Annotated in this window: 14 protein-coding genes and 1 riboswitch; of the genes, 12 read left to right on the forward strand and 2 right to left on the reverse strand. The window is 36.0% G+C overall.

Features of this window, described 5'->3' with window-relative positions; all coding sequences use genetic code 11:
• The first annotated feature begins 20 nt into the window (after positions 1-20).
• The 12 genes from J8H85_RS04450 to J8H85_RS04505 all read left to right on the forward strand — a co-directional run bounded on the left by J8H85_RS04450 (position 21) and on the right by J8H85_RS04505 (position 13,736).
• A complete protein-coding gene (locus tag J8H85_RS04450) occupies positions 21-2,123 on the forward strand; it encodes a HEPN domain-containing protein (RefSeq protein WP_209653060.1) in 2,103 nt (700 codons plus the stop codon).
• A gap of 10 nt (positions 2,124-2,133) precedes the next feature.
• Positions 2,134-2,895, forward strand: coding sequence for a uroporphyrinogen-III C-methyltransferase (cobA, locus tag J8H85_RS04455; RefSeq protein WP_209653062.1), 762 nt, complete (start codon positions 2,134-2,136; stop codon positions 2,893-2,895).
• Positions 2,896-2,909: 14 nt separating this feature from the next.
• Positions 2,910-3,488 (forward strand): precorrin-2 dehydrogenase/sirohydrochlorin ferrochelatase family protein, encoded by a 579-nt coding sequence (locus J8H85_RS04460; RefSeq protein ID WP_209653064.1) that lies wholly within the window; start codon positions 2,910-2,912, stop codon positions 3,486-3,488.
• Positions 3,489-3,538: 50 nt separating this feature from the next.
• Complete coding sequence (locus J8H85_RS04465; RefSeq protein ID WP_209653066.1) at positions 3,539-4,588, forward strand: NAD(P)/FAD-dependent oxidoreductase; 1,050 nt, start codon at positions 3,539-3,541, stop codon at positions 4,586-4,588.
• A gap of 83 nt (positions 4,589-4,671) precedes the next feature.
• Positions 4,672-5,442, forward strand: coding sequence for a serine O-acetyltransferase EpsC (gene epsC / locus J8H85_RS04470; protein WP_209653068.1), 771 nt, complete (start codon positions 4,672-4,674; stop codon positions 5,440-5,442).
• Complete coding sequence (cysM, locus tag J8H85_RS04475) at positions 5,429-6,319, forward strand: cysteine synthase CysM (protein WP_209653070.1); 891 nt, start codon at positions 5,429-5,431, stop codon at positions 6,317-6,319. The genes epsC and cysM overlap by 14 nt, the downstream gene beginning before the upstream one ends.
• A gap of 117 nt (positions 6,320-6,436) precedes the next feature.
• A riboswitch (SAM riboswitch) is annotated at positions 6,437-6,549 on the forward strand.
• An 87-nt stretch (positions 6,550-6,636) separates the two neighbouring features.
• On the forward strand, positions 6,637-7,656 hold the full coding sequence (locus J8H85_RS04480; RefSeq protein WP_209653072.1) for a homocysteine S-methyltransferase family protein: 1,020 nt from the start codon (positions 6,637-6,639) through the stop codon (positions 7,654-7,656).
• Between the two features lie 5 nt (positions 7,657-7,661).
• The gene (metH, locus tag J8H85_RS04485) at positions 7,662-10,337 is read left to right on the forward strand and encodes a methionine synthase (RefSeq protein ID WP_209653074.1); all 2,676 of its coding nucleotides are present in this window, start codon (positions 7,662-7,664) and stop codon (positions 10,335-10,337) included.
• A gap of 92 nt (positions 10,338-10,429) precedes the next feature.
• Entirely contained in the window at positions 10,430-10,669 is a 240-nt protein-coding gene (locus J8H85_RS04490; RefSeq protein WP_209653076.1) for a hypothetical protein, read from the forward strand.
• A 221-nt stretch (positions 10,670-10,890) separates the two neighbouring features.
• The gene (metF, locus tag J8H85_RS04495) at positions 10,891-11,847 is read left to right on the forward strand and encodes a methylenetetrahydrofolate reductase [NAD(P)H] (RefSeq protein ID WP_209653078.1); all 957 of its coding nucleotides are present in this window, start codon (positions 10,891-10,893) and stop codon (positions 11,845-11,847) included.
• A gap of 36 nt (positions 11,848-11,883) precedes the next feature.
• Positions 11,884-12,984, forward strand: coding sequence for an acyloxyacyl hydrolase (locus J8H85_RS04500; RefSeq protein WP_209653080.1), 1,101 nt, complete (start codon positions 11,884-11,886; stop codon positions 12,982-12,984).
• A gap of 5 nt (positions 12,985-12,989) precedes the next feature.
• On the forward strand, positions 12,990-13,736 hold the full coding sequence (locus J8H85_RS04505; RefSeq protein ID WP_209653082.1) for a head GIN domain-containing protein: 747 nt from the start codon (positions 12,990-12,992) through the stop codon (positions 13,734-13,736).
• On the opposite strand, the gene J8H85_RS04510 is transcribed toward J8H85_RS04505, so the two are convergent.
• Positions 13,722-14,909: an acetate/propionate family kinase gene (locus tag J8H85_RS04510; protein ID WP_209653084.1), complete on the reverse strand. Its 1,188-nt coding sequence runs from the start codon at positions 14,907-14,909 to the stop codon at positions 13,722-13,724. The two genes, J8H85_RS04505 and J8H85_RS04510, sit on opposite strands and share 15 nt — an antisense overlap.
• A gap of 2 nt (positions 14,910-14,911) precedes the next feature.
• On the reverse strand, positions 14,912-17,002 hold the full coding sequence (gene pta / locus J8H85_RS04515) for a phosphate acetyltransferase (RefSeq protein ID WP_209653086.1): 2,091 nt from the start codon (positions 17,000-17,002) through the stop codon (positions 14,912-14,914).
• Between the last annotated feature and the right edge of the window lie 113 nt (positions 17,003-17,115).

A 17,115-nucleotide genomic window follows, 5' to 3' on the forward strand; every position in this document is an offset into this window, starting at 1 on the left:
CATTAAAACTTAAAAAAGAAATGCAAACTTTTAGAACAGAAATAGAAAATCCAGTTGTTGAAACCGAAATTTTAGAATTAGCTAAAAAAATCGAATTGTTCAACACAGGTAAAATTGATGAAGAAAAATTTAGAAGTCTTCGTTTAGCTCGTGGTATTTACGGTCAGCGTCAAGAAGGTGTGCAAATGATTCGTATCAAATTGCCTTACGGAAAAGTAAAAAGCAACCAATTACGCAGAATTTCTGATGTGTCAGATGAATATTCTCGTGGGCGTTTACACATTACCACCCGTCAAGATATCCAAATCCATTATGTGGATTTAAACAGAACTCCAGAGTTGTGGTCTGAATTGGATAAGGATGATATTACCTTAAGAGAGGCTTGTGGTAACACCGTTCGTAATGTAACTGCTTCAGAATTGGCTGGTATTGATCCCAACGAACCTTTTGATGTATCGCCTTATGCCGATGCGTTGTTTCGCTTTTTCTTAAGAAACCCTATCTGTCAAGAAATGGGACGTAAGTTTAAAGTATCATTTTCATCTTCTGATGAAGATACCGGACTTTCATACATGCACGATTTAGGTTTTATTGCTAAAATTGAAAATGGAGTTCGTGGTTTTAAAGTAATGATTGGTGGTGGCTTAGGTTCGCAACCGCGTCATGCCGACACTTTGTATAACTTCTTGCCTTCAGATAAAATCATTCCATTAATGGAAGGTGTGGTACGTGTTTTCGATCGTTATGGCGAACGTAAAAGTCGTGCAAAAGCAAGAATGAAATTCTTAATAAAAGACATCGGTTTAGATGGTTTTAAAGATTTGGTAGAGCAAGAACAAACGGCTATTGAGTTTAAAACAGTTGCTATTGATGCCGATGCTTATGTGGCTTCAAAACCAGTATCGGTGGAAGCACCTCAAGTAGAAATTAAAGATCAAGCGGCATTTGATTTGTGGAAATCTACCAACTTGATTCCTCAAAAACAAGCAGGTTATGTTGCTATTGGTATTAAAGTCCTTTTAGGTGATTTTTATACGGATAAAGCACGTTTGTTAGCCGATTTAGTAGAAAAATATGCAGCAGGCGAAATTCGTTTGTCATTGCGTCAAAATATAGTAATCCCTTTTGTAAAAGAGGATTTAGTGCCGTTTTTCTATACAGAATTAGAAAAATTAGGTTTTGTTGAAGCTGGTTATAACAAAGCAGTTGATATTACAGCATGTCCTGGGACAGATACTTGTAACTTAGGTATTGCAAGTAGTACAGGTATTGCCGATGAGTTGGAGCGCGTTATAAAAGCAGAATACCCACAGTATTTAAAAAACGACGATGTTGTTATAAAAATTAGTGGTTGTATGAATGCCTGTGGACAACACAATATGGCGAATATAGGTTTCCAAGGTATGTCGGTTCGTACACCAGATAAATTGGTAGCACCTGCGTTACAGGTATTATTAGGTGGTGGCAACTTAGGAAATGGAAACGGTTTGTTTGCCGATAAAGTAGTAAAAGTACCAAGTAGAAGAGGGCCAGAAGCGCTACGAAGAATTTTAAATGATTATGAAGCGAATGCCGATGGAAAATCGTTTGTAGAATATTATAAAGTAACTGGAGATAGATATTTTTATGACCTATTGAACGATCTTCAAGATGTTTCGAACTTAACCCAAGAAGATTTTATCGATTGGGGAACAGAAGAAAAATACGAGAAAGAAATTGGTATTGGTGAGTGTGCTGGTGTGGTGATCGATTTAATTGCTACCTTATTTTTAGAGAGCGAAGAAAAAATTGAAAATGCACAAAAAGCATTAAACAATAAAGTGTATTCAAGTGCTATTTATCATGCCTATACGTCTATGGTAAATTCTGCAAAAGCGATGTTATTGGCAGAGAATAAAAACACCAATACGCATGCAGGTATTGTAAGCCAGTTTGATGAATTGTTTGTAGAGAGTGGTAAATTGGATTTAGGAACTTCTTTTTCAGATTTAATTTATCAAATAAACAAAAATGCACCAACGGAAGCGTTTGCTGCTGAATACATAAAAAGTGCCAATCAGTTTTTAGAAAAAGTAAGAGCTTTTAGAGAAACAGATACAAAGCTTGAAAACAAAGCGGTTTAAATAAAAGATAATGAGTTTGAAAACCCCAAAATTAACGGTAGTAGGTGCAGGACCAGGCGATCCAGATTTAATAACGCTTAAAGCAATTAAAGCGATTGAATCGGCCGATGTGATTTTGTACGATGCACTTATAAACGAAGTGCTTCTTAAATATGCTTCGGCACATGCAGAGCTTATTTTTGTGGGGAAACGAAAAGGTTGTTATGCGTTTCAGCAAGAACAAATTAACGAACTTATTGTAACGAAGGCGAAAGAAAAAGGGCATGTAGTACGCCTAAAAGGTGGCGATCCCTTTATTTTTGGAAGAGGTGCTGAAGAGATAGACTATGTACAACAATTTGGGTTGGAAACCTTTATGGTACCCGGTATTTCATCATCTATTGCAGTACCCGCGTATCAAGGTATTCCGTTAACAAAACGTGGTGCTTCCGAAAGTTTTTGGGTCATAACTGGAACTACCAAAGCGCACCAATTGTCTGATGATGTTGCTATTGCTGCAAAATCAACCGCAACAGTTGTTATTTTAATGGGCATGGGAAAATTGGATGAAATTGTTCAAATTTTTTCAGATGAAAATAAACAGGATACACCAGTAGCTATCATTCAAGAAGGTACTACCGAAAACGAAAAATTTGGTTTTGGAACCATCAGTACGATTAGTAAAGTGGTGGAAGAAAAGAAGTTGGCAAACCCAGCAATCATTGTTATTGGCGATGTTGTAAAAGAACGCGTTCAGTTAACAGCCATTTATAAAGAATTAAACAAAGCATAGCCCTAGGCTTCATTATGGAAAGGAATAATTTATATCCTATTTTTTTAAAGCTCAACAGTCTTAATGTGCTTATTGTAGGTGGAGGCCATGTGGCTGAAGAAAAGTTAACATTCCTATTAAAATCAAGTCCCGATGCTAAGGTAACTATGGTGTCACCCATGTTTAGGGAAGCTACTGTTGAACTGGCAAAAAAAGGTGATGTTAAGTTAATAAAAAGACGTTACAATAAACGTTATTTGAAAGGAAAACACATCGTTATTGCAACTACCAATGTGCCAAGCGTCAATGTAAAAGTACACAAGCATTGTAGAAAGCGCAGTATTTTGGTGAATGTAGCCGACAACCCACCGTATTGCGATTTTTATATGGGAGGTATTGTAACAAAAGGCAATGTGAAAGTGGCAATTTCAACCAATGGAAAATCGCCAACAACAGCTAAACGTTTACGTCAATTTTTTGAGGATGTTATTCCAGAAAATGTAGACGATTTGGTTAAAAATTTAAACGAATACAGAAAAACAATAAAAGGTGATTTTGAACAAAAAGTGGAAACGCTTAACGAATTTACCAAAGGATTAATTGAAAAAAAATAAAGTTGACCTGAAAGGTTTTTAAAACCTTGTAGGTCTAAATTACAAACAAAATGATTAAGACAGATATACTTATAATAGGTGCTGGACCAACGGGATTATTCACAGTTTTTGAAGCAGGATTGTTAAAACTTAAATGCCATTTAATTGATGCGTTACCACAACCAGGAGGACAATGTTCAGAAATTTATCCTAAAAAACCTATTTACGATATACCAGGATTTCCAGAAGTATTAGCGGGCGATTTAACTAAAAACTTGCTTGAACAAGGAAAACAGTTCGAGCCAGGATTTACTTTAGGTGAGCGTGCAGAAACCATTGATAAGTTGGAAGATGGTACTTTTATTGTAACAACCAATAAAGGCACCAAACACCATGCGCCTGTGGTTGCTATTGCTGGTGGTTTGGGTTCTTTTGAACCAAGAAAACCAGGATTGGATAACCTAGAAATCTATGAAGATAACGGACTGGAATATTTCATTAAAGATCCAGAGGTTTATAGAGATAAACGTGTGGTTATTTCTGGTGGAGGTGATTCTGCTTTAGATTGGAGTATCTTTTTAGCTGATGTGGCTTCAGAAGTAACATTAATCCATAGAAGAAACGAATTTAGAGGTGCTTTAGATTCTGTGGAAAAAGTAGGCGAATTAAAAGACGCTGGAAAAATCAATTTAATAACACCTGCTGAAGTTACCGAATTACATGGTGATGGAAAAATTGAAGCCTTAACAGTTAATAGAGATGGTGAAGATTTTCGTTTAGAAACTGATCATTTTATTCCATTGTTCGGTTTGTCACCAAAACTAGGCCCTATTGCCGATTGGGGATTGGAAATCGAGAAAAATGCCATTAAAGTAAATAATGCATTAAATTATCAAACAAACATACCGGGTATTTTTGCTATTGGAGATGTGAATACCTATCCGGAAAAATTAAAACTAATTCTTTGTGGTTTTCACGAAGCTACTTTAATGTGTCAAGCAGCATACAGAATTATCAATCCAGGTAAAAAGTATGTTTTAAAATATACAACCGTTAGTGGTATAGATGGTTTTGATGGAACCCGTAAAGAAGCACCTAAAGCGGTTGTTCAGTCCATTTAACAATTTTTTTTTTTAAAAGTCTTTTATTGTTGTAAATTTCACACGTCAAAAGCGACAATGATAGATAATTTAAAATACTTTATATGGATTTGTACCATGAGTTAAATGATAGATTAGTTAAAAAGAAATATAATGTTCGTTTAAAGGACGTTGTAAGAATATTTACAAAACGATTGTTTTATTATATATTTGATGCACACGAAAATGAACTACAACCTTTAAGGAAAACTTTTTTAGATATTACAAACAATCTTGATATTAGTGATGCTGAAGCAATTTGGGATGAATTTCAAAGCAAGTTTCACAGTATTAGAACTAAGTTAGATTTAGATGCGATTGCCGTGGTAAATTTCGACCCCGCAACCAAAAGTTTAGAAGAAGTTTATTTAGCATGTCCAGGGTTTTACGCCATTTCAATTTACCGTTTAAGTCATGAACTATATGTACAAAACGTACCCATTATTCCTAGAATGATGAGTGAGTATGTACATGGTATTACAGGTATCGATATCCATCCGGGAGCAACCATTGGCGATTCGTTTTTCGTAGATCACGGAACGGGAATTGTTATAGGTGAAACATCCATTATAAAAAATAATGTAAAGATTTTTCAAGGTGTTACTTTAGGAGGTATTCAAGTGAAGAAAAGCTTGGAGTCCACCAAGCGTCACCCAACTATTGAAGACAATGTAACCATTTATGCTAATGCTACCATTTTAGGTGGCGATATTGTAATTGGCGCAAACAGTACCATAGGGGCTAACGTTTGGATTACCGAATCGGTTCCAGAAAACTCATTAGTAACTTACCAAACCGAAATAAAAATCAGACCCAAAAAGAATGGCATCCGTTAAAGGTATTTTAGATCAAATAGGCAATACGCCGCTTGTAGAAGCAAGTCATCTTATTTCAAAAAAAGGCGTAAAGCTATATCTAAAGCTGGAAGGCGATAACCCTGGTGGAAGCGTAAAAGATCGAGCAGCTTTTAATATGATTAATGAAGCCTTAAAACGAGGCGACATAAAAAAAGGCGATTACTTGGTAGAAGCAACCAGTGGTAACACAGGTATTGCTTTGGCATTCATTGCTAATCTATTGGGAGTACATATGGTATTAATCATGCCCGAGAATTCTACGGAAGAACGTGTTAAGACCATGCGTGCCTATGGTGCTGAGGTTATTTTAACACCTGCCGATACAGGAATTGAAGGCTCCAGAGATGTCGCATTTCAATTAAGGGATGAAAAAGGATACACGCTTTTAAATCAGTTTGAAAATGATGATAACTGGAAAGCACATTATAAAACTACAGGGCCTGAAATTTGGAGAGATACCGATGGCGAAATCACCCATTTCGTGTCGGCTATGGGAACTACAGGTACTATTATGGGAACCTCAAGGTTCCTGAAAGAAAAAAATAAAAACATCACAATTGTTGGTGCACAACCAGAGGATGGTGCCAAAATACCCGGCATAAGAAAATGGTCGCCCGATTATGTTCCTAAGTTTTTTGACCGTTCTAGAGTGGATGTGGTTGTAGATGTTAGCGAAAAAGATGCCAAAACCACAACCCAACGATTGGCAAAAGAAGAAGGTGTATTTGCAGGAATGAGCAGCGGAGGTGCCGTATATTGCGCTTTAAAAATAGCAGAGTCTATAGATGAAGGTGTTATTGTAGCCATTATCTGTGATAGAGGCGATCGTTATTTGTCTTCAACATTATTTGAATAACGATTTTATTTGAAACCTGTCAGGTTTTCAAAACCTGACAGGTTTGATATAGAAATTATGTAGGATAACAAAAATATAGTTAGTATTTTTGTCCACGAGTTCATAAACGTATTAATTGTGTTATCAAGAAAGGTAGAGGGAATAGACCCGTTGAAGCCTTGGCAACCTCCCGAATTTTCGGGAAAGGTGCTACGTTCTACTAGTAACTTTTAATACTAGAAAGATAACGAAAAGTGTATTTTTTTACTTTTCTTGATGACATTTAAATAGACCTATCAGGTGTTCAAAACCTGACAGGTCTGGAAATATAAAATAAAATGTCAAACATACATAAAGCTTTACAAGAACGTATTTTAGTGCTAGACGGTGCTATGGGAACCATGCTTCAACAGTATAAGTTTACTGAAGAAGATTTTAGAGGCGAGCGTTTTAAAGATTATCCCACGCCATTGCAGGGAAATAACGATTTGCTTTCTATTACCCAACCAGAAGCTATTAAAACCATTCACGGAAAATATTTTGAAGCGGGAGCCGATATTGTTGAAACCAATACCTTTTCGGGTACAACCATTGCTATGGCCGATTATCAAATGGAAGATTTGGTATATGAACTAAACTTTCAATCTGCTAAAATAGCCAAAGAAGTAGCTGAAGAATTCACAAAACGCGAACCAAACAAACCACGTTTTGTAGCAGGTTCTATTGGGCCAACAAACCGTACAGCAAGCATGTCGCCCGATGTAAATGATCCTGGTTATAGAGCCGTAACCTTTGATGAATTACGTATTGCCTACAAACAACAAGTGGAAGCGTTGATGGATGGTGGTGTTGATTTGCTGTTGGTTGAAACCGTTTTTGATACCTTGAATGCCAAAGCAGCTTTATTTGCTATTGAAGAAGTAAAAGAAGAACGAAACATTGATATCCCCATCATGTTAAGCGGAACCATTACAGATGCTTCAGGAAGAACATTGTCAGGGCAAACCGCGGAAGCATTTTTAATTTCAGTATCGCATATTCCGTTATTGTCTATCGGCTTCAACTGTGCTTTGGGTGCTAATTTGTTACAGCCCCATTTAGAAGCCATTGCCAATAAAACCGATTTTGCAATTTCTGCACACCCCAATGCTGGCTTGCCAAATGCTTTTGGAGAGTATGATGAATCTCCAGAAGAAATGGGTGAACAAATTGAGGAATATTTAAAGAAAAATTTAATAAATATCATAGGCGGCTGCTGCGGAACCACTCCAGAACATATTAAAGTAATTGCGCAAATAGCTGCTAAATATAAACCTAGGGAGTCTGTCACCCTGAGCGCAATCGAAGGGTCACATTAAGAGTTATGAAAATCAAACAAACAAAATACATGCGTTTATCCGGTTTAGAACCTCTGGTTTTAAACGAAAACAGCAATTTTATTAATGTTGGTGAGCGTACTAATGTAGCGGGATCTAGAAAATTTCTTCGGTTGATTAAAGAAGAAAAATTTGACGAAGCCTTAGATATTGCACGTCACCAAGTAGATGGCGGTGCGCAAATTATCGACATTAATATGGACGACGGACTTATTGATGGCAAAGAATCGATGGTTCGTTTTCTAAATTTAATCGCAGCAGAGCCCGATATTTCTCGTGTTCCTATCATGATTGATAGTTCCAAATGGGAAATTATCGAAGCTGGACTTCAAGTGGTTCAAGGTAAATGTGTGGTTAACTCTATTTCCTTGAAAGAAGGTGAAGAGAAATTTATTTGGGAAGCAAAACAAATAAAACGTTATGGAGCCGCGGTGGTTATCATGGCTTTTGATGAAGTTGGACAAGCCGATAATTACGAAAGACGCATCGAAATCTGTAAACGTTCTTACGATATTTTAGTCAATAAAGTAGGATTTCCTTCCGAAGATATTATTTTCGATTTAAACATATTTCCTGTAGCAACGGGAATGGATGAGCATCGTAGAAATGCCATCGATTTTATAGAAGCCACCCGTTGGGTGCGCGAAAACTTGCCAAACGTAAGCGTAAGTGGCGGTGTAAGTAACGTATCGTTTTCATTTAGAGGAAATGATGGCGTTCGCGAAGCCATGCACTCGGTATTTTTATACTACGCCATTCAAGCGGGTATGAATATGGGTATTGTAAATCCAGCCCTTTTAGAGGTTTATGATGATATTCCAAAAGATTTATTAGAGCATGTTGAAGATGTTATTTTAGACAGACGCGACGATGCTACAGAACGTTTACTGGATTTTGCCGAAACCGTAAAAGGTTCTAAAGTTGAAAAAGGAGTTGATTTAAGTTGGCGAGAAAACCCTGTTCAAGAACGCATCACCCATGCATTGGTAAAAGGAATCGATGCGTTTATTATTGAAGATGTTGAAGAAGCTAGGTTACAAGCTGAAAAACCTATCGATGTTATTGAAGGTCATTTAATGATTGGAATGAACGTGGTAGGCGATTTGTTCGGAGCTGGAAAAATGTTCTTGCCACAGGTAGTGAAGTCTGCACGAGTAATGAAAAAAGCCGTTGCATATTTAAATCCATTTATCGAAGCCGAAAAAGGTGAATTCCAAGAACCTGTTGGGAAAGTCCTGATGGCAACCGTAAAAGGCGATGTGCACGATATTGGAAAAAATATTGTGAGTGTGGTTTTGGCGTGTAATAATTACGAAATAGTCGATTTAGGGGTAATGGTACCACCAGAAAAAATTATTTCAGAGGCCAAAGCACATAATGTTGATGTAATTGGTCTGTCGGGGTTAATTACCCCATCGCTGGACGAAATGGTGTATTTGGCAAAAGAAATGGAGCGCCTAAATTTTAGTTTGCCATTACTTATTGGAGGTGCCACAACATCAAAAGCACATACAGCCGTAAAGATAGATCCGCAATATAAAAACGCGGTGGTTCATGTAAACGATGCCTCTAGAGCCGTAACGGTTGTGGGTGATTTACTGAATAAAAAATCGGCTAATGCATACGTAGCCAATTTGAAAAAGGATTATGATGAGTTCCGTACCAAGTTTTTAAAACGAGGTAAAGAGAAATCATATATTTCAATTAATGAAGCGCGTAAAAGAAAATATAAAATAGATTGGGAAACCTCTGAAATTGTAAAGCCTAACGAAATAGGTGTTCAAGTTTTAAAACAATTAAGTTTAAAGGAATTAGAACCTTTTATAGATTGGAGTCCGTTTTTTAGAAGTTGGGACTTGCATGGGAAATTCCCAGATATATTGACGGATGAGGTTGTGGGTGAGCAGGCTACTATTATGTATCATGAAGCCCAAGCTATGATAAAAGAAATTATAGCGAAGCAATTATTAAAACCAAGAGCGGTTTTCGGATTGTTTGAAGCAAACAGCATCAATCATGATGATATTTCGGTACAGAAAAAAGGAAAGGAAATTGCGGTATTTAGAACCTTGCGTCAGCAATTAAGCAAGCGCGATGGGATTCCAAACATAGCTTTGGCCGATTTTATTGCGCCGAAAGAAACAGGGAAAACCGATTATATGGGAGCGTTTTGTGTGGCTATTTTTGGTGCACAAGAACTGGCAGATAGTTATAAGGCCAAAGAAGATGATTACAATGCGATTATGGCCCAAGCCATTGCCGATAGGTTTGCCGAAGCTCTAGCGGAGTATCTGCACAAGCAAGTGCGAACCAAACATTGGGGTTATGCTGCCGATGAAGATTTAAACAATGATGATTTAATTAAAGAAAGTTATAAAGGCATTCGTCCGGCGCCAGGGTATCCAGCATGTCCTGACCATTTAGAAAAAGAAACCATTTGGGAGTTGTTGGAGGTTGAGAAAATTATAGGTGTTACCTTAACCGAAAGTTTAGCCATGTGGCCAGCAGCAGCGGTTTCAGGATATTATTTTGGAAACCCAGAAGCGAAATATTTTGGGTTAGGTAAAATTACAGACGACCAAGTAACGGATTATGCGGTTAGAAAAGGTATTACCAAAGAAAAGGCTAGAAAATGGTTGCATCCAACGATTGCCGATGAGTAATTCAACCTGCAAGGTTTTTAAAACCTTGTAGGTTTAATAAAGGCTAGACCTCACAGGTTTTCAAAACCTGTGAGGTCTGGTAAAAAAACAATATGAAAGATAAATTTATAGAATTAACATTAGGTAGTTATATTATTTCTCACGGTTATAACGCGAAGCATAAAGAAATGATGGAACATATTCCTTCGGATAATTTTTCGAAGAAATTGATACCGGTTTCTAGAATAAAATCGATTAGCGAGAAATATATTTTAACCGACTATGTTGATGGACGATGGATTTATTGGGAATATGCAGAAGACTATAATGAGTTGAAAAAACTCTTGGTTTAGTCTGCGTTAGCGATTGAAGCGACATCCTTTTTACCAAAGTAAATAGGCGTCATTACTAGGAGGTACGACGACGTAATCTGTTCAGATAAAGAGATTACCACAGAAAATCAGTAATTTTCTTCGCAATGACGTAAAAAGATATAGCGTAAAGCGCGACCCTTGTGGTAACGCCAAAAAAAGTATTAATATTAATAAGATTCCTGCTTTCGCAGGAAAAAGGAATGAAAGTAACAGATCACATAAAAAAAGCCAACGGAAAAACATTGTTTTCGTTTGAAGTAGTACCGCCTCAAAAAGGTAAAAACATTCAGGATTTATACAATAATATCGATCCGTTAATGGAGTTTAAACCACCGTTTATTGATGTAACTACATCTAGAGAAGAGTTTATTTATGTTGATAAAGGCAACGGACTTTTTGACAAACGTATTACCCGTTTACGTCCCGGAACCGTTGGTATTTGTGCGTCTATTATGCATAAATATAATATTGATGCCATTCCGCATTTGTTATGTGGAGGTTTTACAAAGGAAGAAACCGAGTATGTTTTGGTAGATTGCCATTATTTAGGTATTGATAATGTGGTGGCATTGCGAGGCGATTCTAGAAAAGATGAACCATATTTTGTTCCAACTGAAGGAGGGAATTGTTATGCTAGTGAATTGGTGCAGCAAATAACAGACTTAAACAATGGTAAATATTTGCACGACGAAATAGAGGTGGAACACAATTATGATTTTTGTGTTGGTGTGGCTGGATATCCAGAAAAGCACATGGAAGCACCGTCGTTTCAAACGGATTTAAAGCGCTTAAAAGCCAAGGTGGATGCGGGTGCAGATTATGTAGTTACCCAAATGTTTTTTGATAACAAAAAGTATTTCGATTTTGTAGATGAAGCCAGAAAAATTGGTATTACCGTGCCTATTATTCCAGGTATAAAACCTATTGCCGTAAAACGACATTTGCAAATTTTGCCACAAGTTTTTAAAATAGATTTACCAGAAGAACTTATAGAAGCAGTTGAGGCTTGTAAAGACAACGTTGCCGTAAGACAAGTGGGTATTGAGTTTGCCATTCAGCAATCGAAAGAGTTAAAAGCTGCGGGTGTGCCGTTTTTACATTATTACTCTATGGGTAAAAGCGATAATATAAAAGCCATAGCATCGGAGTTGTTTTAATTATTCTGTTACTTTTGCGTAACAGCAAACCTTTTAATGAAGCGTTTTTTAACCTACACCTTTTTTATAGTGACTTGTTTTGTTTTTTCACAAGAAAAGCAACATACATCTTACCTAGACCTTAACTATTTTAGAGGAAACATCGCGTTGCATAATAACGATATTCTGCATTTAATAAAAGGGCATCCTGAAGGTTATATTTTAAGTTGGAACAAAAAAACCTATGGATTTAATGCTTGGGAACAACGCTATAATTATCCCGATTATGGTATTACTTATATTTATCAAAACTTAAAAAATGAGGTTTTAGGGAGTAATGCATCTTTGTATGCCCATTACAATTTCTATTTTTTTAATAGGAATTTAATGTTCAGAATTGGGCAAGGTATTGGTTACGCTCCAAATCCGTACGATAAAGAAGAAAATTATAGAAACATTGCTTTTGGTACGCATTTGTTAAGTAGTACTATGGTGATGCTAAATTACAAAAAGGAACGCATTATTGATAGGTTTGGGGTACAGGCAGGATTTTCGTTAATTCATTATTCCAACGCCAATGTAAAAGCGCCGAATGCGAGTGTTAATACTATTGCTCTTAACTTGGGTGTAACATACGGTCTAGATGAAGAAGAGCCTAAATATATTACAACCATAGCCGATGGTGAAAAGGAAAAATTCACCCAAACCATAAAATATAATATCGCTTTTAGAGGTGGTGTGAACGAAAGTGATGTGGTTGGAAGCGGTCAGTTTCCGTTTTATATTGTTTCAGCTTATGCCGATAAACGTATAAACATTAAAAGCGCTTTGCAGTTGGGGGCGGATGTATTCTTTTCAAACTTTTTAAAAGAGCTTATTTATTATCAAAGTGTATCGTTTCCTGAAGAAAATGTTTCTGGTAATGAAGATTATAAACGTGTGGGCGTATTTGTGGGGCATGAACTGTTTATTAATAAAACGTCATTAGAAACTCAATTGGGATATTACGTGTATTATCCATTTGATTTTGAAGGTCGCACTTATTTTAGGGCAGGCTTAAAACGATATATTAATGATAAATGGTTTGGAGCCTTAACACTAAAATCGCACGGAGCAAAAGCCGAAGCAGTAGAGATTGGAATAGGGGTTCGATTATAATTTATATGAAAAAACTAGGTTACATATTAATTTCTGTTTTGATGATGGCTTGCAATAGTGAAAATGTAGGCGATTGTTTTCAAACTACGGGAAGTATTGTTCAGCAAGAAATAAGCGTGTCTACTTTTGATAAAATATTAGTGAATAGAGATATCGAATTAATAATTAAAGAAGGTATCGAACAAAAAGTAATTATTGAAACTGGCAAGAATTTGCTTAACGATGTTAAAGCAGTTGTAGAAGAAGGGAAATTGATTCTTACCGACAATAACACATGTAATTATGTGCGCGATTATGGGGTTACAAAAGTGTATGTAACGTCACCAAATATTACAGAAATTAGAAGTTCAACACAATACAATATTATCTCAGATGGGGTCTTAACTTACCAAAATTTAACTGTCTTAGCTGAAGATTACAGTGCACCCGATAGTTTTACAAATGGAAATTTTAAGTTGCAACTGGATAATGATAATTTTAATTTAGTATTTAACAACTTATCCAATTGTTATATTTCTGGGAAAACAAATAACTTAAATATTACTTTGGCAGCTGGCACTTCACGTTTTGAAGGTGCTAATTTAATTGCCCAAAATGTGGTATTTTGGAACCGAAGCTCAAATGACATTATTGTAAATCCACAACAATCTTTAACTGGAAGAATATCGGGAACTGGAAATGTTATTTCGGTAACAGAGCCTCCCATTGTAGATGTTCAAGAAGTATATAAAGGACGCTTAATTTTTAATTAATTCCATTGCTTGTTTCGCAATTTCTAATTCTTCGTTAGTAGGAACAACCAAAATTTTAGACTTAGACTCTTTCTGATTTATTTCTCGTATTTCTTTTGAACGTGTATCGTTTTTTTCAAAATCTAATTTGATTCCAAAAAAGTCCAAATCTTCACAAATTAACTGACGCATAAAATTTGAGTTTTCTCCAATGCCAGCGGTAAATACAATTGCGTCCAATCCGTTTAGGGCTGCAGTATAACTTCCAATATATTTTTTAATGCGATAAGCATTCATTTGTAAAGCCAAAACACAATCTTTGTTGCCTTTTGCCGCCATGGTTTCAATATCCCTTAAATCGCTGTAACCTGTCAGCCCTAGCATCCCACTTTGTTTGTTTAAAAGCGTATTTATATCTTTTAGACTGTATTTTAATTTGTCTTTCAAATAGAAAACAATCGAAGGGTCAATATCTCCAGACCGTGTTCCCATTATTAATCCATCTAATGGAGAAAACCCCATGGAGTGATCGATGCTTTTTCCATTTTTTACAGCCGTCATACTGCAACCGTTACCTAAATGAATAGTGATAATTTTAGATTCTTTTTTATCTAAAAATTCAATCGCTTTTTCTGAAACGTATTTATGGCTTGTTCCATGAAAACCATATAAACGTATATTGTGTTCGGTTAAAAATTCATTTGGAATGGCATATTTATAAGCTTTCTCAGGAATAGATTGAAGAAAAGCTGTATCAAAAACAGCTACTTGTTTAGCGTTTGGGAAAATATCTTCGGCAACTACAATACCTTCTAAATTTGCAGGATTGTGTAAGGGTGCTAAAGACGAAAGTGTTTTTATTTTTTCTTTAACTTCAGTGGTGATTTCTGTAGTGTTACTAAAATAAATACCACCGTGAACAACTCTGTGCCCAACTATTTCAATGTCTTCAGCCGATTTTACAACACCAATATTTTTATCAAAAAGATGTTGAGCTACTAATTTTAAAGCTGATTTATGGTTTGAAATTTGCGATTCCAATTCCACAGCATCTTTATCAGTTTTAAATTTAAAAATGGAATCATTAAAACCAATACGTTCTACAATTCCAGAACATAAAATGGTTTCTTTAGGCATTGAAAATAATTGAAATTTTAAGGAAGAACTCCCTGAATTTAAAATGAGTACTTGCATATTTAGTTTTCTTGAGCTTGAATGGCGGTTATAATAACGGTGCTATAAATATCGTCTACGGTGCAACCTCTACTTAGGTCGTTAACGGGTTTGTTTAAGCCTTGTAACACAGGGCCAATAGCGAGGGCCCCCGTTTCACGTTGTACGGCTTTATAGGTATTGTTACCGGTATTTAAATCGGGAAAAATTAAAACGCTGGCACTTCCTGCAACTTCAGAATCGGGTAATTTACTTTTTCCAATACGCATATCAACGGCTGCATCATATTGTATTGGGCCTTCAATTTTTAAAGTGGGTGCTTCAATTTTAACTATTTCTGTAGCTTCTCTTACTTTTTCTACATCGGCACCTTTTCCTGATGAACCTGAGGAGTAAGATAACATTGCAACTTTGGGTTCAATACCAAAATCTTTAGCAGTTTGTGCAGATGAAATGGCAATTTCAGCCAATTCTTGTGCATTTGGGTTTGGGTTGATGGCACAATCACCAAAAACCGAAATCCTGTCCGCCAAACACATAAAGAAAATAGATGATACAATGTTTACACCTGGTTTGGTTTTTATAAACTGTAAAGCAGGGCGTAAGGTGTGTTGCGTGGTGTGTACTGCGCCAGATACCATGCCATCGGCATGCCCTTTGTAAATCATCATCGTTCCAAAATATGATACATCAGACATGGCGTCTCTTGCCATTTCTAAGTTCACATTTTTATGCTTTCTTAATTCATAAAAAGTGTTTACGTAATCTTCAAAATATGGTGAACTTTGCGGATTTACAATATTTATATCATTAATGTCTAAAGGGATATCCAATTTTTCAATGCGCTCTTTTATTTTATCTACATCGCCTATCAAAGTTAAATTAACAACTTGTGCAGTAATTAATCTAGCTGCTGCATGGAGAACGCGCTCGTCGTAACCTTCAGGCAATACAATGTGTTTTTTGTTTTTTAAAGCACGTTGCAATAAATTATATTGAAACATTCTAGGTGTGAATATACCAGATTCAAAGGTTATCAATCTGTCCGCAAGTTTATCGGTATCTACGTGTTTTTCAAATGTTGAAATGGAGGTGGTTATCTTTTCATCGTTTTCAGCATATATTTTAGATTTGATATTGCCAATTTTATTGGTTACCGAATAAGTGCCTTCGTTAACACTAATAATGGGCACCACGCTAGAAAGCCCTTCAATGAGTTTTAAAATAGGCTCTTCAGGAATTAATCCACCCGTTAAAATGATACCAGAAATTTTAGGATAATTTTTGGATATATTGGCTTGTAACGCCCCTAGAATAATATCGGCTCTATCTCCTGGGGTAATTACCAACGCATTTTCTTTTAAATGGGTAAGATAGTTGCGTAGTTGCATTGCGCCCACACTAAAACTGTCTATGAGGTTGTTTAGCATGTCTTTGCCAAAAAGTACTTTGCCATCAAGTGATTTTACCACTTCTTTCACCGTAGGGCTTGATAGGGTGTGTATTTTTGGAATAACCGTAATGTTTGTATTGGCACTAATACGTTTCTGTAATAAATCTTTTAAAGCAGAAATTTCATTTGCATCTACTTTATTGGTCATGATGGAAAGTACATCAACGGAGGTTCTAAACGTATCATAAGCCAACTGAACGCCATCTACAATTTCTTTGTTTTCTTTTTTGTCGCCCTGCATCACGATAATAACGGGTAGACTTAAATTTTTGGAAATCAGGATATTCAAATCCAGTTCAATGCTAGAGTTTTCATGCGAAAAATCGGTACCTTCAACTAAAACAAAATCAAAGCGTTCTTCAAGGTATTTGTATTTTTTAATGATTTCATCCAGTACCTCGCCCGATTTTCCTTGATTGTATAAATCTAAAACTTCATTTCTGGTAAAGGCATGGGTTTTTTTATAATTGATGTCTATTTCAAAATGCGATAAAACGGTACTAATGTGGTTGTCCATTTCATCAGCATCTAAATCTCCTATAATAGGTCTGAAATAACCAACTTTGGCTGTTTTTCCTAAAAGCATACGCATTAAACCTAAAACAACAACCGATTTACCGCTGTTTGGTTCCATGGTAGCTACATAAATTCCTTTGCTCATCTTGTGTTTTTGTAGTTTTATAAAGATAATTGTTACACGCTTTTAAATATAACAATTATGCTTATTTTATTGTTAAAAATGTTGTAGCAAAGTTAATGTGTGCATTTTTTAGT

This window comes from Mariniflexile gromovii (assembly GCF_017814435.1).
Classification (GTDB): domain Bacteria; phylum Bacteroidota; class Bacteroidia; order Flavobacteriales; family Flavobacteriaceae; genus Mariniflexile; species Mariniflexile gromovii.